The following is a 17,338-nucleotide window of genomic DNA, read 5'->3' on the forward strand; positions in this document are numbered from 1 at the left end:
GGGAACAAAGCCCGCTGACTTGACGCATGTGCATTGACGCGGACCGCGGGAATCGGAAATATGTCAGTCCGATGACACAGCAACTGAACTCATTTTTCGCCGCCATGTCCGACCCGACTCGTCGGGCCGTGATCGAACGGCTGGTCAACGGACCCGCGAGCGTCAGCGAATTGCATGCCGCCCACGACATGGCGCTGCCTACTTTCATGCGGCATCTCGGCGTGCTGGAAAAATCCGGGATTGTCCGGTCGATCAAAAAAGGCAGGGTACGCACCTGCCATATAGAGGCCGCCCCGCTGATCGAAGTGCAAGGCTGGCTGGCGTGGCAACGTCATCTTTGGGAAACCCAAATGGACCACGCTGATCAAATCTCGCTAAGCTTAGAGACCTAAGGCTTGCAAAAAGGGTGGATCGAAATTCACCCTACGCCATCTCATTTCAGCCAGACTTCACCGCTTGTGCATAGTGCCCGACAGTCCTGCGCATCGGCCTGCGCATCCTCGGCCAGCATGATGTCGTCGATCCCCGGCCCGGTAAAGCGTGGGTCATCGCATTCACCGTCACGCGCCCACCGCGAACTGTTGTCGCCATAGTCAATACTGCGACATTGCACCGGATCCCAATCAGCACGCGTCCGCTGTAGCCGAATACGGCTGGCTGCGATCAACGCCATGCAATCCGCGGCATCAAGTCCGATGTTATCGTTGTTCAGCGATGTCGCCATTCCGCCGCCCACAAATCGCGGGTCATCGCATTCGCCGTCATTGGCGTATTCGCTGGTGTTGTTGCCAAAGTCGATCCCATTCGCAACTGTCGTTGCACATGCCCCGACAATTAGAAACGCGCAGATTTTCACCAACGTAGTCTTCATAAACAGCGACCTTTTCAGAAATGATCCCAAAACAATATTATCCGGCAACTAACGCAGAATCCGGTTAGGTCTGCAACATACTGAGCCGGGTGGTGGCGAAAAGCCGCCTCAGGATTTGCCTGAAATTTAGGCAGATTTATAATTTTTAAGCTTCTTTTTCTTCCTACCTCTTGCCAAGCCCACGCCGCATCGTTTTCATAGGGTCAAGTTTGGCCCGGATGTCTACGCCGCATCGACATCCAATTCGGGCGCAAGTCATTTTTGGTAAGGCGGCAGGTTTACATGATGAACGTCACGTTTCTTCTCAACGGGGAAACCGTGCAGGTTAAAGCCGCGCCAACCCGGAGCCTGCTTGACTGGTTGCGCATTGATCGCGGCCTTTGCGGTACGAAAGAAGGCTGTAACGAAGGCGATTGTGGCGCCTGCACCGTTATGGTCACCGATGAAACCGGTGCCAAAGCGTTGAATGCCTGCATCCTTTTGATGCCCCAGCTGCACGGAAAATCCGTCCGCACCGTCGAAGGGATCAGTGGACCTGCCGGGCAACTGCATCCGGTCCAAGAGGCGATGATTACACATCACGGGTCGCAATGCGGGTTCTGTACCCCCGGATTTATTGCATCAATGGCTGCGGGCCACGCCAACGGGCGCACCGACCATGATGATATGCTGGCTGGCAATCTTTGCCGCTGCACCGGCTATGCGCCGATCATCCGTGCCGCCAAAGCTGCCGAAGGCGCGGCGGTGCCGGCTTGGCTGCATGATCAGCTTCCGACAGTTGAACGGGCACCCTACGCACCCGAAACGCTGGACGCGTTAACTAAGTGGTATGCGGAAAACCCTGATGCAACCTTGATCGCGGGGGCCACAGACGTGGGTCTGTGGGTGACAAAGCAGCTGCGCGATCTACCCAAAGTCGCCTTTCTCAATCGCTGCGCTGACCTGCGTACCATCGACTTTGAAGCAGACCGCATCCGCATTGGCGCGGGCGTCACGATGACCGACGTCCTGGCGATGACACGCACGCACCACCCAAGTTGGGCGAACCTCATCCGGCGATATGGATCAGAGCAAGTGCGCAATGCCGCGACAATCGGCGGAAATATTGCCAATGGATCACCCATCGGTGACAACCCGCCCGCCCTGATCGCGTTGGGGGCCACACTGCATTTGCGCCACGGCGATAAGACGCGTGATCTGCCGATCGAAGATTTCTTTTTAGCCTACGGAAAACAAGACCGCGCGCCGGGGGAATTGGTCACAGCGGTGACCATCCCCAAAACAGCAGCGGATCTGCGCTGCTATAAAATCTCGAAACGGTTTGATCAGGATATTTCCGCACTTCTTGGATGTTTTAATATCTCGGTCGTCGACGGACGGGTGCGTGCGGCGCGCATCGCATTTGGTGGCATGGCCGGTACGCCACACCGTGCGACAGCGGTCGAAACCGCGTTGATCGGTCAGCCATGGACAGACGCGACAATCGCGCAGGCGGCATCCTGTTTCGCGACAGACTTTACACCGATGTCAGATATGCGGGCTTCGGCGACCTATCGTCTTCGGGCGGCGCAAAATTTGCTGTCCCGATATTTCGCAGAGACATCCGGCAAGGCGACCAACGTGCTTGAGGTACACCCATGAGCGTGACCAAACCCCTGCCGCATGACGCCGCGAACCTGCATGTGACGGGCGTCGCACGCTATATAGATGATATTCCCACGCCCGCCGGCACGCTGCATCTGGCATTTGGATTGGCCGACATCGCGCGCGGCACCTATCGGATGACCTTGGACAGGGTTCGCACGGCACCGGGCGTGGTCGCCGTGATGACGGCACAGGATCTGCCGTTTGCCAACGACGTGTCACCTTCGGCGCATGATGAACCACTGCTGGCCACCGGGACAGTACATTACTTGGGACAACCGCTGTTTTTGGTGATTGCCGACAGCCACTTGAACGCCCGCAAGGCGGCGCGACTGGGCGATGTGACCTACACCGCAGAACCCCCGATCCTGACGATTGATCAGGCTTTGGCGGCGAATAGCCGTTTCGAGGATGGGCCTGTTGTCTGGACAAAGGGCGACGTCGATCAGTCGCTAAAAGACGCGCCACACCGGGTGCAAGGCCGGATCAATATAGGGGGTCAAGAACACTTTTACCTCGAAGGGCAAGCCGCCCTCGCGCTGCCGCAAGAAGGCGGCGATATGCTGGTGCACAGTTCGACGCAACACCCGACCGAAATCCAGCACAAAGTGGCCGAAGCATTGGGCCTGCCCATGCACGCCGTGCGCTGCGAGGTGCGGCGGATGGGCGGAGGTTTTGGCGGTAAGGAAAGTCAGGGCAATGCGCTGGCGGTGGCCTGTGCGGTGGCCGCACGGTTGACCGGCCGACCCTGCAAAATGCGCTATGACCGCGACGATGACATGATGATTACCGGCAAGCGGCATGATTTTCGGATCGACTATGTGGCGGGTTTTGACGCCGACGGGCGGATAACGGGTGTCGATTTCATCCACGCCACCCGCTGCGGCTGGGCGATGGATCTGTCGTTGCCGGTCGCCGACCGTGCGATGCTGCATGCCGATAATGCCTATCACCTGCCCACGGTACGGATTACGTCGCACCGGCTTAAAACCAACACACAATCCGCGACCGCATTTCGCGGGTTTGGCGGGCCGCAAGGCGTTGTGGGGATTGAACGGGTCATGGACCATATTGGCGCGACCCTTGGCATCGACCCCCTGATCATCCGGCAGCGGAACTACTACGCGGCGATGGACACGACAGGGCTGTTGACCCCAAATGAGCCAGAGGTGGATTTGACATCGCGCGGTGCGCAACCGCTGCGGGCCGCGCATAATCCACCCGCCACGCAAACCACGCCCTATCACATGCCGGTGACCGATTTTATTGTGCACGCGATGACAGACCGGCTGTTGAAAACATCCGACTATCACGACCGCCGTAGCGCCATTGCCACCTGGAATGCCAATCAACCAATCTTGAAAAAAGGGATCGCGCTTAGTCCGGTGAAATTCGGGATTTCGTTCACGCTTTCGCACCTGAACCAAGCAGGCGCGTTGGTGCATGTGTATCAGGACGGGTCCGTGCACCTGAACCACGGTGGCACTGAAATGGGGCAAGGGTTGTTCCAGAAGGTGGCACAGGTTGCCGCCGCGCGCTTTGGCATCGACGTCAGCGCCGTCAAAATTACGGCGACCGATACCGGCAAGGTCCCCAACACCTCCGCCACCGCCGCCTCATCGGGGTCTGACCTGAATGGCATGGCTGTAGCAAACGCCTGCGACACGATCCGTGACCGCATTGCCGCCTGCCTGACGAAAGATACAGCCTTTGGCCCCAGCGATGTCACCTTTGCGAACGGACAGGTGCATTTGGCAGACAGCGCTATCCCCTTTGCCGAGGCCGCGATGAAAGCCTACAGCGCCCGCTTCAGCCTGTCGGCCACAGGGTTCTACAAAACGCCCGGTCTCAGCTGGGACCGCAAAGCAGGCAGTGGCACACCTTTCTTCTACTTCGCCCAAGGCGTCGCTGTGACCGAAGTGGTGATTGACACGCTGACCGGTGAAAACCGGATTTTGCGCACCGACCTTCTTCATGATGCGGGTGCATCCCTGAACCCTGCGCTGGATATCGGGCAGGTCGAAGGCGGCTATGTTCAGGGTGCGGGTTGGCTAACGACAGAGGAATTGGTCTGGGATGAAAAAGGGCGCCTGCGCACGCACGCACCATCGACCTATAAAATTCCCGCCTGTTCTGACCGCCCCGATATTTTCAATGTCGCGCTTTGGGACGCGCCAAACCCCGCGCAAACGATTTATCGGTCCAAAGCCGTCGGCGAGCCACCGTTTATGCTGGGCATTTCGGCATTTCTTGCCCTTGCTGACGCCGTCAGCGCCTGTGGCCCGCATTACCCGGACCTCCAAGCCCCCGCCACCGCCGAAGAAATCCTGAATGCCATTGATCGGGCACGCGGATGACCGCCGGCATACGCATCACAATTACCAAAACAGCCGGATCAGTGCCGCGTGACGCAGGCACGCAGATGATGGTCTGGCCGGACAGCACCCAAGGCACGATCGGCGGCGGGCGGTTGGAGTGGGAAGCAATTTCCGAGGCGCGCGCAATGTTGGCATCCGGGCGCGCCGTGCAACGCCAGACTATCCCGCTTGGTCCCGGTTTGGGTCAATGCTGCGGCGGATCGGTGACGTTGTTTTGGGAGCAAGCCGAAGGGTTGGCAGCCCCAAAAGGTCGCCCGCTTTGGATTTATGGTGCAGGCCACGTGGGCCGCGCCATTGTCCACGTGATGGCGCCGCTGCCCGATTTTGATATCACGTGGGTCGACACCAGCGCGGACAGGTTCCCGCAGACAGACGTCACCACGTTTGTTGCGGCCGACCCGGCGCAGGCGGTCCGGCATGCCCCCGATCACGCAGATCACCTGATCCTGACCTATAGCCATGATATTGACCTTGCGCTGTGTCACGCCTTGCTGTCGCGGCCATTTCACGCGGTTGGGTTGATCGGTTCGGCGACCAAATGGGCGCGTTTCAAATCGCGGCTGGCCGCATTAGGGCACAGTCCCGCGCAAATTTCCCGCATCGCCTGCCCGATTGGCGACCCCGGCCTTGGCAAACACCCCGCGGCACTTGCGTTAGGCGTGGCAACAGCGATGATGCAGGCAAATTCCGACCGGACAAAGGACCTGACTGCATGACCACCCCGTTATTGACGCTGTCCGGGCTGACCAAAGCCTATCCCGGTGTTGTCGCCAACAAGGACGTGTCCTTTGCCATCGCGCCGGGCGAAGTCCATGCGCTTTTGGGTGAAAACGGCGCGGGCAAATCGACACTGGTCAAAACAATTTACGGGCTGGTCAAACCCGACAGCGGCACCATGTTGCTGAACGGCGCCGCCTTTGCACCCGCCGAGCCACGGGCCGCACGCGCAGCCGGCATTGCCATGGTATTTCAGCATTTTTCGCTATTTGATGCAATGAACGTCGCTGAAAACATTGCTTTGGGCATGGAAAACCCGTCGCCCCAACGGGCAATTGCCGCGCAGATACGTGATGTATCGGATGCATACGGGCTTCCGCTTGATCCCAGCAGGATCGTGGGCGAACTGTCCGCTGGAGAACGTCAGCGCGTCGAAATTATCCGTTGCCTTCTGCAAGATCCCAAACTGCTGATCATGGATGAACCAACATCCGTGCTGACCCCGCAAGAGGTGGACATCCTGTTCAAGACGCTGCGCAAACTTAGCGCCGAAGGTACCGCAATCCTCTATATCTCGCACAAGCTCGAGGAAATTCGCGCATTGTGCGACAATGCCACCGTGCTGCGGTTAGGCAGGGTCGTTGGCACCTGCGATCCACGCGCAACTTCGGCGCGTGATATGGCGGAATTGATGGTCGGGTCGGTTCTGCACGTCCCCGCACGCGCCGCGCGTCCGGTGGGGGACGTTGTGCTGTCGCTCAGGGCGTTATCGGCCAAAGCACCACATCAATTTGGCACCGCTTTGCGCGACATCACGGTTGACGTGCGCAAAGGCGAGGTCTTGGGCATCGGTGGAGTTGCAGGCAACGGGCAAGATGAACTTGTTGCCGCACTTTCGGGCGAAATGCGCACCAGTGCGGGCATGTTGATTTATCAAGGGCAAAGCATTGGCAACCTTGGCCCGAATGCCCGCCGCATGATCGGTCTGCTGACCGCACCCGAAGAGCGGATCGGCCATGCCGCAGCGCCGGATATGAGCCTGACAGAAAACGCGGTGCTGACGGCGGCGACGCGACGTGGATTGGAAACCAAGGGCTTTGTGAATTGGGGCAAGGCCCGCAGCTTTGCCGAGGATGTGATTGCCACATTCGATGTGCGCACCCCCAGTTCCCAAAGCACCGCACGGTCGCTGTCAGGCGGGAACTTGCAAAAGTTTGTGATTGGACGCGAAATCATGCAAGACCCCGATGTGTTGGTTGTGAACCAGCCAACATGGGGCGTCGATGCCTCTGCGGCTGCGGCAATCCGGCAGGCGCTGCTGGATCTGGCGGCCAAAGGGGCCGCAGTGATCTGTATCAGTCAGGATCTTGATGAACTGATGGAGATTTCGGACCGGTTCGCGGCCCTGAACGGCGGACGGCTGTCCGCGCCGCGCGCGGCTGCGGGTCTTTCGGTGGACGAAATCGGCCTGATGCTGGGTGGGGCACATGACATGCAGGTTGCCCATGTTGATACCTAGTTTTATGCGTATTTGGAGACATAACAAAATGAGCTGCGGCGCATGATATATTTAGAAAAGCGTCCAGAGCCTGCGCAGATATGGACATTTGCCGCACCTTTGGTGGCCGTCGTCCTGACAATGGTTTGCGGTGGGCTGTTGTTTGCGGCCTTGGGAAAATCCCCTGTCGAGACCATCCGCACCATCTTTTTTGATCCGCTGTTTTCAGAGTTTGCGTGGTTTTATCGTCCGCAGCTTTTAATCAAGGGCGCACCATTGGTGTTGATTGCGATCGGGCTGTCGTTCGGATTTCGCGCAGGCGTTTGGAATATCGGGGCCGAAGGCCAGTACATCATGGGCGCCATTTGCGGCGCAGCCGTTGGTCTTGCGTTTTATCCGACCGAGTCGATGTTCATCTTTCCCTTGATGGTTGTCGCCGGCGTGCTGGGCGGCATGATCTGGGCGCTGATCCCCGGCCTGCTGAAGGTCAAGTTTGATACCAATGAAATTCTGGTGTCCCTGATGCTGGTTTACGTCGCCGAGCAATTGCTTGCCTCGATGGCGCTGGGTGCGTTGCGCAACCCCGAAGGCATGGGGTTTCCGGGGTCGCGCAATCTGGCAAAATATGACAGCGCGACCAGTTGGATCGCGGAAAATGCCGGCATGCACTGGGGCGTGGTCGTGGCGGTGATCGTGGTGATTTTTGCCTATGTTACCCTGTCGCGCCATATCTTTGGCTTTCATGTACGCGTCGCCGGGCAAAGCCCCCGTGCCGCGCGTTTCGGTGGCGTAAACCCCGCACGTCTGGTGCTGATCTGCATGGGAATTTCAGGCGCGCTGGCAGGGGCTGCCGGCCTATTCGAGGTCGCAGGCCCCGCAGGTCAGATCAGCATCGACTTTAACGTCGGCTACGGGTTCACAGCGATCATCGTCGCTTTTTTGGGTCGGTTACATCCGGTCGGAATTTTGCTGGCTGGCGCATTGATGGCGCTTACCTATATCGGCGGTGAAATCGCGCAGGCGAACCTTGGGTTGCCGGGGGCCGCGATCCAACTGATGCAAGGGATGCTTCTGTTCTTTTTGCTCATGGTCGATGTGCTGACAAACTACCGCGTGAGACTTGCCCAACGGGGACATGCCTGATGGATTGGACCGCAATCAACCCGATCCTGCTGCTGGCGTCACTGATGGTCGCCGCGACCCCGATCATTTTGGCCGCGATCGGCGAGTTGGTCGTCGAACGTGCGGGGGTTCTGAACCTTGGCGTCGAAGGCATGATGATCACCGGCGCTGTCTGCGGCTTTATCGTGGCAGTCAACACCGGTTCCCCGTTTCTGGGGTTCATCGGGGCCGCCGTTGGCGGCGCGGTGCTGTCCCTGTTTTTTGGATTTCTGACCCAGTTTTTGCTGTCGAACCAAGTTGCCACAGGCCTTGCGCTGACGCTGTTCGGGCTGGGGCTGTCGGCGCTCATGGGGCAAAGCTATATCGGGATCAAAGCGCCCGGCTTCCCTGATTGGCATATCCCGCTGCTGGGCGATATCCCTGTCATCGGCCCAGTCGTGTTCCAGCATGACCCGATGGTCTATGTCGGGCTTGCCATTGTTGTCGCGGTTTGGGCATTTCTGAAATTCAGCCGCGCAGGTTTGATCCTGCGTGCGGTCGGTGAAAACCACGAGGCGGCGCATGCGTTGGGCTATCATGTGATCCGCGTGCGGATGCTCGCGATCATGTTCGGCGGGGCCTGTGCCGGTCTGGGCGGCGCGTATCTGTCGCTGGTGCGCGTGCCGCAATGGACCGAAGGGATGACCGCTGGTGCAGGCTGGATCGCGCTGGCGATTGTGGTCTTCGCAAGCTGGAAACCGATGCGGCTTTTGTTGGGCGCCTATTTGTTTGGCGGGGTCACCGTGTTGCAGCTGAATTTACAGGCGGCAGGAATGGCGATACCAATCGAATACCTTTCCATGTCGCCCTATCTGGCAACCATCGTTGTTCTTGTTATTATGCGGGCTGGACGGGCGCCGGGGTCGCTGGGCCAATCTTTTCATGCCTCACGTTGAGGCACTACCACCAAGGGGATGTGTATGACTATTAAATCAATTCTGGCGGGCGTCACGCTTGCAGCAAGCTTGGGGACCGTTGCCTTTGCCCAAGATACAACCAAAGTCGGCTTTATCTATGTTGGCCCCGTGGGCGACGGCGGTTGGAGCTATGAACACAACCAAGGCCGTCTGGCCGTCGAAGAGCATTTCGGCGATGCGGTTGAAACCGTATTTGTTGAAAGCGTCCCCGAAGGTGCAGATGCAGAACGCGTTCTGCAGCAAATGGCGCTGGGTGGTGCTGACCTGATCTTTACGACATCATTCGGCTACATGGACCCGACCATCAACGTGGCGGAAAAATTCCCTGATGTGATGTTTGAACATGCAACTGGCTACAAACAGGCACCCAACGTGTCGGTTTATTCGGCACGCTTCTACGAAGGCCGCGCCGTCCAGGGTCACATCGCGGGTCAAATCACCGAGAGCAATATCATCGGCTACATCGGGTCGTTTCCGATCCCCGAAGTTATCCGCGGCATCAACGCAGCCTATATTCACGCGAAGGCTGTGAACCCCGACGTCGAATTCAAAGTTGTCTGGGCCTATACTTGGTTTGACCCCGCAAAAGAAGCCGAAGCCGCAAACGTGTTGATCGAGCAAGGCGCCGACGTGATCTTGCAGCACACAGATTCAACGGCACCGCAGGCGGCTGCGCAGGCCGCTGGCAATGTGTATACATTTGGTCAGGCGTCTGACATGGCCGAATTCGCGCCAATGCCACGGGTTTCATCGATCATCGACAACTGGGCGCCCTACTACATCGCGCGCACGCAGGCCGTCATCGATGGCACATGGGAAAGCACAAATACCTGGGACGGTATCGGCGCTGGCATGGTTGGTATCGGTGAAATCACCGATGCAGTTCCTGCTGACGTCAAAGCATCGGCAGAAGCGCTGCGTGACAGCATCGCATCGGGCGAATACCACCCCTTCACCGGTCCATTGAACAAGCAAGACGGCACAGTGTGGCTGGCCGAAGGCGACGTAGCCGATGACGGCACCTTGGCTGGAATGAATTTCTATGTCGAAGGTCTGACGGGCGACATCCCACAATAATTCCCGCTAACAACGCGTCAAAAGCCCCGCCGATGCGGGGCTTTTTATTTTTGTGGACGAATACGCGATACGTTCAACGCGACTTGTCTTTTTTCGGCCACACTTGTCTTATGACATCGCAAACCAACGCGGCCGTATTGCGATGCGGGTGATCCAGCGGTGCCGCGCGGTTGAAAACCGCTGCAAACATCTGAAAATGCGTGGTTGAAATTTCGTCACAGTATTTCATCGCGAAAATTCACCATCGCCAAAATGGCCCGTTTCACGATTTGGAACAAATTTTGACCTTGAAATGCATCGCGCAACCCAAGAGTGCGGTGAAATTGTGGCAATCATCTTAAACAAAAGTACAGGTTGCCCTTTGGTCAGGAAAGCGGGAAACCGCCTATCGTGAATGTGTTTTAACGAGTTACGGAGTTCCCAATGAACCAACCTATCTACAAGTCCTATCGCACTTTCGCAGCAACCTGCGCCTTGGCAACGGCCATGGCGATTCCTGCTGCGACATATGCGGGCGAAGTCACGCTGAAATCAGCTGACGGCACAGTGAACCTTGTCGGTGAGTTCATTGAATTCACCGACAACAACTATGTGATCCGCACCGGACTTGGCGATTTGCGCATATCCGCATCCCGCGTCAGCTGCATCGGTGACGACTGCCCCACATTCACCACAACCGAAGCCGATGTTAATATTGGCGGCTCTGATACAATTGCGCAGGGTGTTATGCCCCTGCTCGTCTCCGGGTACGGTGCCTTTCTTGGTGCGGATGCGACACAAACCGCAACTGGTGTCGACGGTCAGTTCTTGACTGACATGGTGGGCGAACAAGGGTTCGGTGATCCAATCGGCAGCTACCTCGTCACCTCGACAAGCTCGGACGCCAGCTTTGCTGCGCTGCTGGATGACACGATCCAGATCGGTATGTCTGCCCGCCGTATCACCCCCGACGAAGCACGCGCACTGCGCGACGCGGGGGCCGGTCAAATGATCTCTCCTGATCAGGAACACATCATCGCATCTGACAGCTTGGTGTTTATCACACACCCAAGCAATCCGGTTAAATCCATGTCGCTTGAGCAACTGCGCGCTGTTCTGACTGGTGAAATCACAAACTGGGCGGAACTGGGCGGTGAAGATGCCCCCATTCAACTGGTTCTGCCAACCGAAGGCACACCATCAAAAGAGCTGATCGACGACAAGATTTTTGACGGCGGTGAACCAGAAGTCCCTGCAAACAGCCTGGAAATCGATAACGACACGGAAGCCGCCGCATATATCAACGCAAACGCAAACGCATTGGGTATGGTTGGCTATGCATTCCAGCGCGGTGCGCAAGCGATGACGTTGATCAATGACTGCGGTCTGACAATGGTGCCCGAGGCATTTTCTGTGCGGACAGAAGAGTATGCGCTGCAGCGGCCGCTGTACCTCTACACCCGTGCAGATACGGCGACCGAAGCCACCACCGCATTTGTTGACTACGCAACATCAAACGCAGCAGACGAAGTGATCGCGAAAGCCGGTTTTATCGACCTTGGCGTCGACCGTCACGCACAACCGCTTGACGGGGACCGCGCCAAAGCCCTGCTTGACCCGAATGCGGACGCCTACGAAGCTGGCTTCATGCGTGAAATGCTGGGCCAGATGGTGAACTATGACCGCCTATCCACAACATTCCGTTTCCGCACCGGATCGCAAAACCTTGACCTGCGCGGCGAACTGAACATCGCACGTCTGACCGACTATCTTGAAACGCAGCCTCAAGGCACCAAAATCATGTTCGTTGGCTTTACGGACAGTGTCGGTGCATTCGACAGCAACCGCGAGCTGTCTAAATCGCGCGCTGATCAGGTGATGTCGGCCCTGCAAAGCTATGCCAGTGACCGCCTGAGTGGGGTCGAAATGACCACAACCGGCTTTGGTTCGATTGCTCCTGCGGCGTGCAACACCTCTGAAGCCGAGCGTCAAGTCAACCGTCGGGTTGAAGTATGGATCGAAGCAGCCAACGGTTAAGTTGGCATCGGGGAGGCGTTGACCAGTCAGATGCCTCCCTTTCGCAGCATACGCGCAAATGCGAAATGCAGCACCGCTTTTTGTGATTGAAGACGCCAGATACGATCAATTTCTTTATCGATTTTCATCCAATCTGGCCCGCAATCTCATACCTGCAAACCACATGACCGCCTCACGGTATCGCCCTCTGATCCGGTCCGACGATAGGATACCACAATGCAAAATCGCATTCCTAAGACAGCCAGCCGCCGTTTGGCGCTGATGACAACAGTAGGCCTGACTGCGCTGGCCCTTCTGGGCGAAGCAACGGCCCAAGTCGAAGCACAATCCATGAACCCCGCCCTGTATGACGGTGGCAAGGCCCGCGTAAACCGCTCTGCGAGCCTTGGCGGTATGACAGAACAAATGGCCTCTGCAAGCTGTCGCTTTACCGCAGGCTTTGGCGGAGAGCAGGCCGCCGACGAATTAAAACATGTTCACGACTACTTTGACGCAATTCTGGACGGGCTTGCAGCTGGCGACCGCGCCTTGGGGATGCCCAATGCCGAAACGGCACCGCGTATCATCAACGCAATCATGGCGACCGATCAACTTTGGGAACCAATCGAAGCAGCCGCCGCCAAGATGATCGACAATTCGGCGACCGCAGCGGATGCGGACATCATTCGTCAGTCCTACAAGGCAATGTTTGACCAAACCGTCATTCTTGCAGCAGATGTGTCAGGTGCCTACACCAACCCACAAGAGCTGCTGCAGAGCGACGCCACTGTGTTGAATTTTGCAAGCCGTCAGCGTGCATTGGCACAACGTATGACACGGGCCGCATGCGAAATTGCGTCAGGCACAGGTTCAGACGCAACCTTGGGTGAATTGGCAGCAACGGTCGACATGTTCGAACTTTCGATGGTGGCGTTGCGCGATGGTTACCCCGCTGCTGGCGTCAACCCACCGCCGAATGAGGCGGTGAAATCCAGTTTGGAAAGCACTTATGCCATTTGGCAAGAAGGGCGCGGCATCTATGACGCAATCAAAGACGGCGCGACACCCACAGCGGATGATATCGTGGCCGCCAACGCGCTGACAAAGCAGCTCAGCATCGGGATGAACAACGCCATCACGCTTTACCTCATTGCGACACCGGGCAAAGACGGCATTTACCGTGTTCCTCTCGAGGCATACGCTGGCGCCGAATTGCGCACGTGGATCACCGATCCGCGCGTGGTTGATGCAGTAAAGGCGCAAAACTTGCGCACAGTCGACTTTACCGACGAACAGGTGCTCGCACTTGATCAACAATGGCGTGCAGAGGCATCAGGTGATGGCGGACCGCTGATGACCGAAGCCTTAGGTAACGACGTATCCGCGTGGTTGCGCGAACATCAAGACACGACAGCAGGGTTTGTCACCGAAGTGTTCATTATGGACGCCAAGGGCCTGAACGTCGCGCAAAGCGTCGCAACATCTGACTATTGGCAAGGCGACGAGGCGAAACACCAAGAAACCTATGGCGTAGGCCCCGATGCATTGCACATCAGCGATGTCGAATTTGACGACAGCACCGGATTTTACCAATCGCAAGCATCAATGCCTGTTGTCGATCCAGACACTGGCAAAGTGATTGGCGCGATGACTTTCGGGATCAACGTGCAAAACCTGATGTAAGACGCGAAACACCACTTACGAACCAAGGCGCGGCGCAGCAATGCCCGCGCCTTTCTCGTTTTGGCAAACAACACCCCATTGACGAATACAGCCCTAACAGAAACAACCTAGGCGAATATTGCGTGAAAGGTTGCCCAGATGAAACTCACGATCCCCGAACCCACAATTGAACTCTACAAAGACGGTTTCGACAAACACGACAAGCTTGACCGCAAACCAATGGCTCAAAAGCTGTCCAATCTGGTCGAAAACGTCGATGACCCGCTGGTCATTGCGCTTGACGGCGGCTGGGGCAGCGGCAAATCCGTGTTTCTCAAATGCTGGGTCGGCGAACATCTGAAACGCCATCGAGATAAGACCACCACACTCTATTTTGACGCCTTTGAACATGATTATCTCGATGATCCACTGATTGTACTGACGGGGGCGCTGGCGGAACGATTGAAGGAGTCAGGCCGCAAGCCCGCGGCATTGAAGAAGCTCAAAACTGCGGCGTTTAAGATTGCCCCGATGGCTGCACGTCTTGGCCTTGCAGCAGTAACCGCTGGCGGAACCGAGATCGCGGGCGCCCTAGGTGATGCGATTATTCATCAATCTGCAGAAAATGTTGAAAAGGCAGCCGAAGCCTACTGGAAACGCGAAGACGGGAGGCGCGCTGCGATGGCACAATTTCGCGAGGCGCTGACCTCCCTGACCAAGCCAGATGAAAATGGCGACCCACAACAAAAACTGGTCATCGTCATCGACGAACTCGACCGCTGCCGTCCCGATTACGCGCTGCAAATGCTCGAGGTCATCAAACACTTCTTCGCCACCCCCGGCGTCCACTTTGTGCTGGGGACCAACATGCAAGAGTTGGCGAATAGTGTAAGGGCGAGGTATGGGGATCGGGTAGATGCAGAGCGGTATCTGCATAGGTTTGTGCAAATCACGATGCCGATGCCCTCCGCTTCAGAAAACCGGCCTTCCGAGAGGGCGGCAGTGAAGCACTTTGGAGTGATCACAGATGCGTTGGAAATCAATTCAGACATATGGCGGATTTTCAATCAGTACCTTCTGACTATCAATCAAGCCCAAGACCTAACCCTTCGAGATGTCGAGCGGTTAGCTACTTTAATGGTTATCACACCCACGCAATATAATGAAAACAACCGGGAATACTATATCTTTGCGGGCTTACTTATATTGCAAGTGCTCAAGCCGCGGTGGGTTCAGCAAGCGCGCGAAGGCAAACTAACCTTTAGCCAATTGCGAACTCTATTTCATTGGAGCGAGAAAAATCCAGATCCGTGGCTTGCAGAAATGGTTCAACCGGCTTGGCGAATTTCACTGGATCCAGCCCCAGACGAAGCGACAAAAAGTGAAGCCGAAAATGCTCTGGATAAAACTTTCGTTGAGAAAACTAGCCGAACTATCGTCACGGAAATCATCACCCAATCTCTAGACTCATTTAAGCTCCCCCGATAACCCCTCCCCTTGCCTAGACGGCGCTGTGCTTTTAAGTGGGGCATAAGTTATATCAAAAGGAACCGCCCATATGGCCAGCAATCAATTTGTCTATTTCATGGACGGCGTGTCCAAGACCTATCCCGGTGGGAAAAAGGTTTTCGAAAACATCCGTCTCAACTTTCTGCCCGGGGTTAAAATCGGCGTTGTTGGTGTCAACGGCACCGGTAAGTCGACCCTGATGCGGATCATGGCTGGTCAGGACAAGGACTTTGCAGGGGAAGCATGGGCCGCCGAGGGCGCGCGCGTCGGCTATCTGCCGCAAGAGCCGGAGCTTGATCCGAACCTGACGGTCCGCGAAAACGTCATGCTGGGCGTGGCCGACAAAAAGGCGATCCTTGACCGCTACAACGAAGTCGCGATGAACTACTCTGAGGAAACCGCCGACGAGATGGCGCAGTTGCAAGACGAAATTGACGCGCAAAACCTGTGGGATCTCGATGCGCAAATTGATATCAGCATGGAGGCATTGCGCTGCCCCGCTGACGATGCCGATGTAACCACCCTGTCGGGCGGTGAAAAGCGCCGGGTCGCGCTGTGCAAATTGCTGCTTGATGCGCCAGACATGCTCTTGCTCGATGAACCTACCAACCACCTTGACGCCGAAACCATCGCGTGGCTGCAACAGCACCTGATTGACTACAAAGGCACAATCCTGATCGTCACCCACGACCGCTACTTTCTTGATGCGATCACAGGGTGGATTTTGGAACTGGACCGTGGATCGGGCATCCCGCACGAAGGCAACTATTCCAGCTGGCTTGAAGCAAAAGCCAAGCGCATGGAACGCGAAGCCAAAGACGACAAATCCAAACAGCGCACGCTACAGCGTGAATTGGAATGGATGCGGCAGGGTGCAAAAGCGCGGCAAGCCAAGTCCAAGGCGCGGATCAGCGCCTATAACGAAATGGCAAACCAGTCCGAGCGTGAAAAAATGGGCCGCGCCCAAATCATCATTCCCAATGGCCCGCGCCTTGGCAACAAGGTGATCGAAGTGACCGACATGAAAAAGGCGATGGGCGACAAGCTGCTTGTTGAGGGTCTGTCGTTTGACCTGCCACCCGGCGGGATTGTCGGCGTGATCGGACCCAACGGTGCGGGTAAATCCACGCTGTTCTCGATGCTGACAGGTCAGGCACAGCCCGATGAAGGAACGGTCGAGTACGGCGAAACCGTAAAGCTGTCCTATGTTGACCAGTCACGCGATGCACTGAACCCGGACGCCAACGTCTGGGAAGAAATCAGTGGCGGGGCAGAGGTTATTGAACTTGGCGATGCCTCGATGAACTCGCGCGCTTATTGCTCTGCGTTCAACTTTAAAGGGGGCGATCAACAGAAAAAAGTTGGCCTGCTGTCAGGTGGTGAACGCAATCGGGTCCACATGGCAAAACTGCTAAAGTCTGGCGGCAACGTGCTGCTGCTCGATGAGCCGACCAACGATTTGGATGTCGAAACCCTGCGCGCACTCGAAGACGCGTTGGTCGATTTCGCGGGTTGCGCTGTCGTGATCAGCCACGACCGGTTCTTCCTCGACCGGATATGCACGCATATTCTTGCATTCGAAGGTGATGCCCACGTCGAATGGTTCCAAGGCGCCTTCTCGGACTACGAAGAGGATAAAAAAGCCCGGCTCGGTGCGGACGCTCTGGAACCGAAACGGATGAAGCACAAGAAATTCGTCAGGTAAGCATGTTCAGGAGCCGCACAAGCGCCACTTATGTGCGGCCCCTGACACCAGCGGCTGGATTTCGGTGACAACCGGGGCAATATGCCCGTTCATCGCCGAATCTCTTTTTGATTGCCCCCCCAACACGGTCCTCATGTCAGCAATGCGCCAGTGTGGACCGTGATCGCCCCTTGTCCCTTGACGCGGATTGAGGCAGGTGGTTTC

General features: G+C 56.9%; 13 protein-coding genes. 12 read left to right on the plus strand and 1 reads right to left on the minus strand.

All coding sequences use genetic code 11. The features are described 5' to 3' along the window. The first annotated feature begins 71 nt into the window (after window positions 1-71). Window positions 72-392 (plus strand): ArsR/SmtB family transcription factor, encoded by a 321-nt coding sequence (locus ACXJGX_RS03900; RefSeq protein ID WP_474778821.1) that lies wholly within the window; start codon window positions 72-74, stop codon window positions 390-392. 41 nt (window positions 393-433) lie between these two features. On the opposite strand, the gene ACXJGX_RS03905 is transcribed toward ACXJGX_RS03900, so the two are convergent. Continuing rightward, window positions 434-871 (minus strand): hypothetical protein, encoded by a 438-nt coding sequence (locus ACXJGX_RS03905; protein WP_474778822.1) that lies wholly within the window; start codon window positions 869-871, stop codon window positions 434-436. A gap of 285 nt (window positions 872-1,156) precedes the next feature. Between ACXJGX_RS03905 and xdhA the strand changes: the two genes are divergently transcribed. The 11 genes from xdhA to ettA all read left to right on the plus strand — a co-directional run bounded on the left by xdhA (window position 1,157) and on the right by ettA (window position 17,134). Next, a complete protein-coding gene (xdhA, locus tag ACXJGX_RS03910) occupies window positions 1,157-2,512 on the plus strand; it encodes a xanthine dehydrogenase small subunit (protein ID WP_474779192.1) in 1,356 nt (451 codons plus the stop codon). After that, window positions 2,509-4,872 (plus strand): xanthine dehydrogenase molybdopterin binding subunit, encoded by a 2,364-nt coding sequence (gene xdhB / locus ACXJGX_RS03915; RefSeq protein ID WP_474778823.1) that lies wholly within the window; start codon window positions 2,509-2,511, stop codon window positions 4,870-4,872. Before xdhA ends, xdhB begins: the two co-directional genes overlap by 4 nt. Next, a complete protein-coding gene (gene xdhC / locus ACXJGX_RS03920; protein WP_474778824.1) occupies window positions 4,869-5,609 on the plus strand; it encodes a xanthine dehydrogenase accessory protein XdhC in 741 nt (246 codons plus the stop codon). Before xdhB ends, xdhC begins: the two co-directional genes overlap by 4 nt. Further along, on the plus strand, window positions 5,606-7,129 hold the full coding sequence (locus tag ACXJGX_RS03925) for an ABC transporter ATP-binding protein (protein ID WP_474778825.1): 1,524 nt from the start codon (window positions 5,606-5,608) through the stop codon (window positions 7,127-7,129). The genes xdhC and ACXJGX_RS03925 overlap by 4 nt, the downstream gene beginning before the upstream one ends. A gap of 42 nt (window positions 7,130-7,171) precedes the next feature. Further along, the gene (locus ACXJGX_RS03930) at window positions 7,172-8,251 is read left to right on the plus strand and encodes an ABC transporter permease (RefSeq protein ID WP_474778826.1); all 1,080 of its coding nucleotides are present in this window, start codon (window positions 7,172-7,174) and stop codon (window positions 8,249-8,251) included. Then, complete coding sequence (locus ACXJGX_RS03935; protein ID WP_474778827.1) at window positions 8,251-9,165, plus strand: ABC transporter permease; 915 nt, start codon at window positions 8,251-8,253, stop codon at window positions 9,163-9,165. Before ACXJGX_RS03930 ends, ACXJGX_RS03935 begins: the two co-directional genes overlap by 1 nt. Window positions 9,166-9,189: 24 nt before the next feature. After that, window positions 9,190-10,263, plus strand: a complete 1,074-nt coding sequence (locus ACXJGX_RS03940; RefSeq protein WP_474778828.1) for a BMP family ABC transporter substrate-binding protein — start codon at window positions 9,190-9,192, stop codon at window positions 10,261-10,263. Between the two features lie 423 nt (window positions 10,264-10,686). Continuing rightward, window positions 10,687-12,279 carry a phosphate ABC transporter substrate-binding/OmpA family protein gene (locus ACXJGX_RS03945; RefSeq protein WP_474778829.1) on the plus strand — a complete coding sequence of 531 codons (1,593 nt, stop codon included), beginning with the start codon at window positions 10,687-10,689 and terminating at the stop codon, window positions 12,277-12,279. A 216-nt stretch (window positions 12,280-12,495) separates the two neighbouring features. Next, complete coding sequence (locus ACXJGX_RS03950; protein WP_474778831.1) at window positions 12,496-13,941, plus strand: type IV pili methyl-accepting chemotaxis transducer N-terminal domain-containing protein; 1,446 nt, start codon at window positions 12,496-12,498, stop codon at window positions 13,939-13,941. A 138-nt stretch (window positions 13,942-14,079) separates the two neighbouring features. Then, a complete protein-coding gene (locus tag ACXJGX_RS03955; protein ID WP_474778833.1) occupies window positions 14,080-15,408 on the plus strand; it encodes a KAP family P-loop NTPase fold protein in 1,329 nt (442 codons plus the stop codon). Window positions 15,409-15,478: 70 nt separating this feature from the next. After that, complete coding sequence (gene ettA / locus ACXJGX_RS03960) at window positions 15,479-17,134, plus strand: energy-dependent translational throttle protein EttA (RefSeq protein ID WP_474778835.1); 1,656 nt, start codon at window positions 15,479-15,481, stop codon at window positions 17,132-17,134. Window positions 17,135-17,338 lie beyond the last annotated feature (204 nt).

It is taken from the genome of Yoonia sp. SWMV100 (assembly GCF_056108365.1).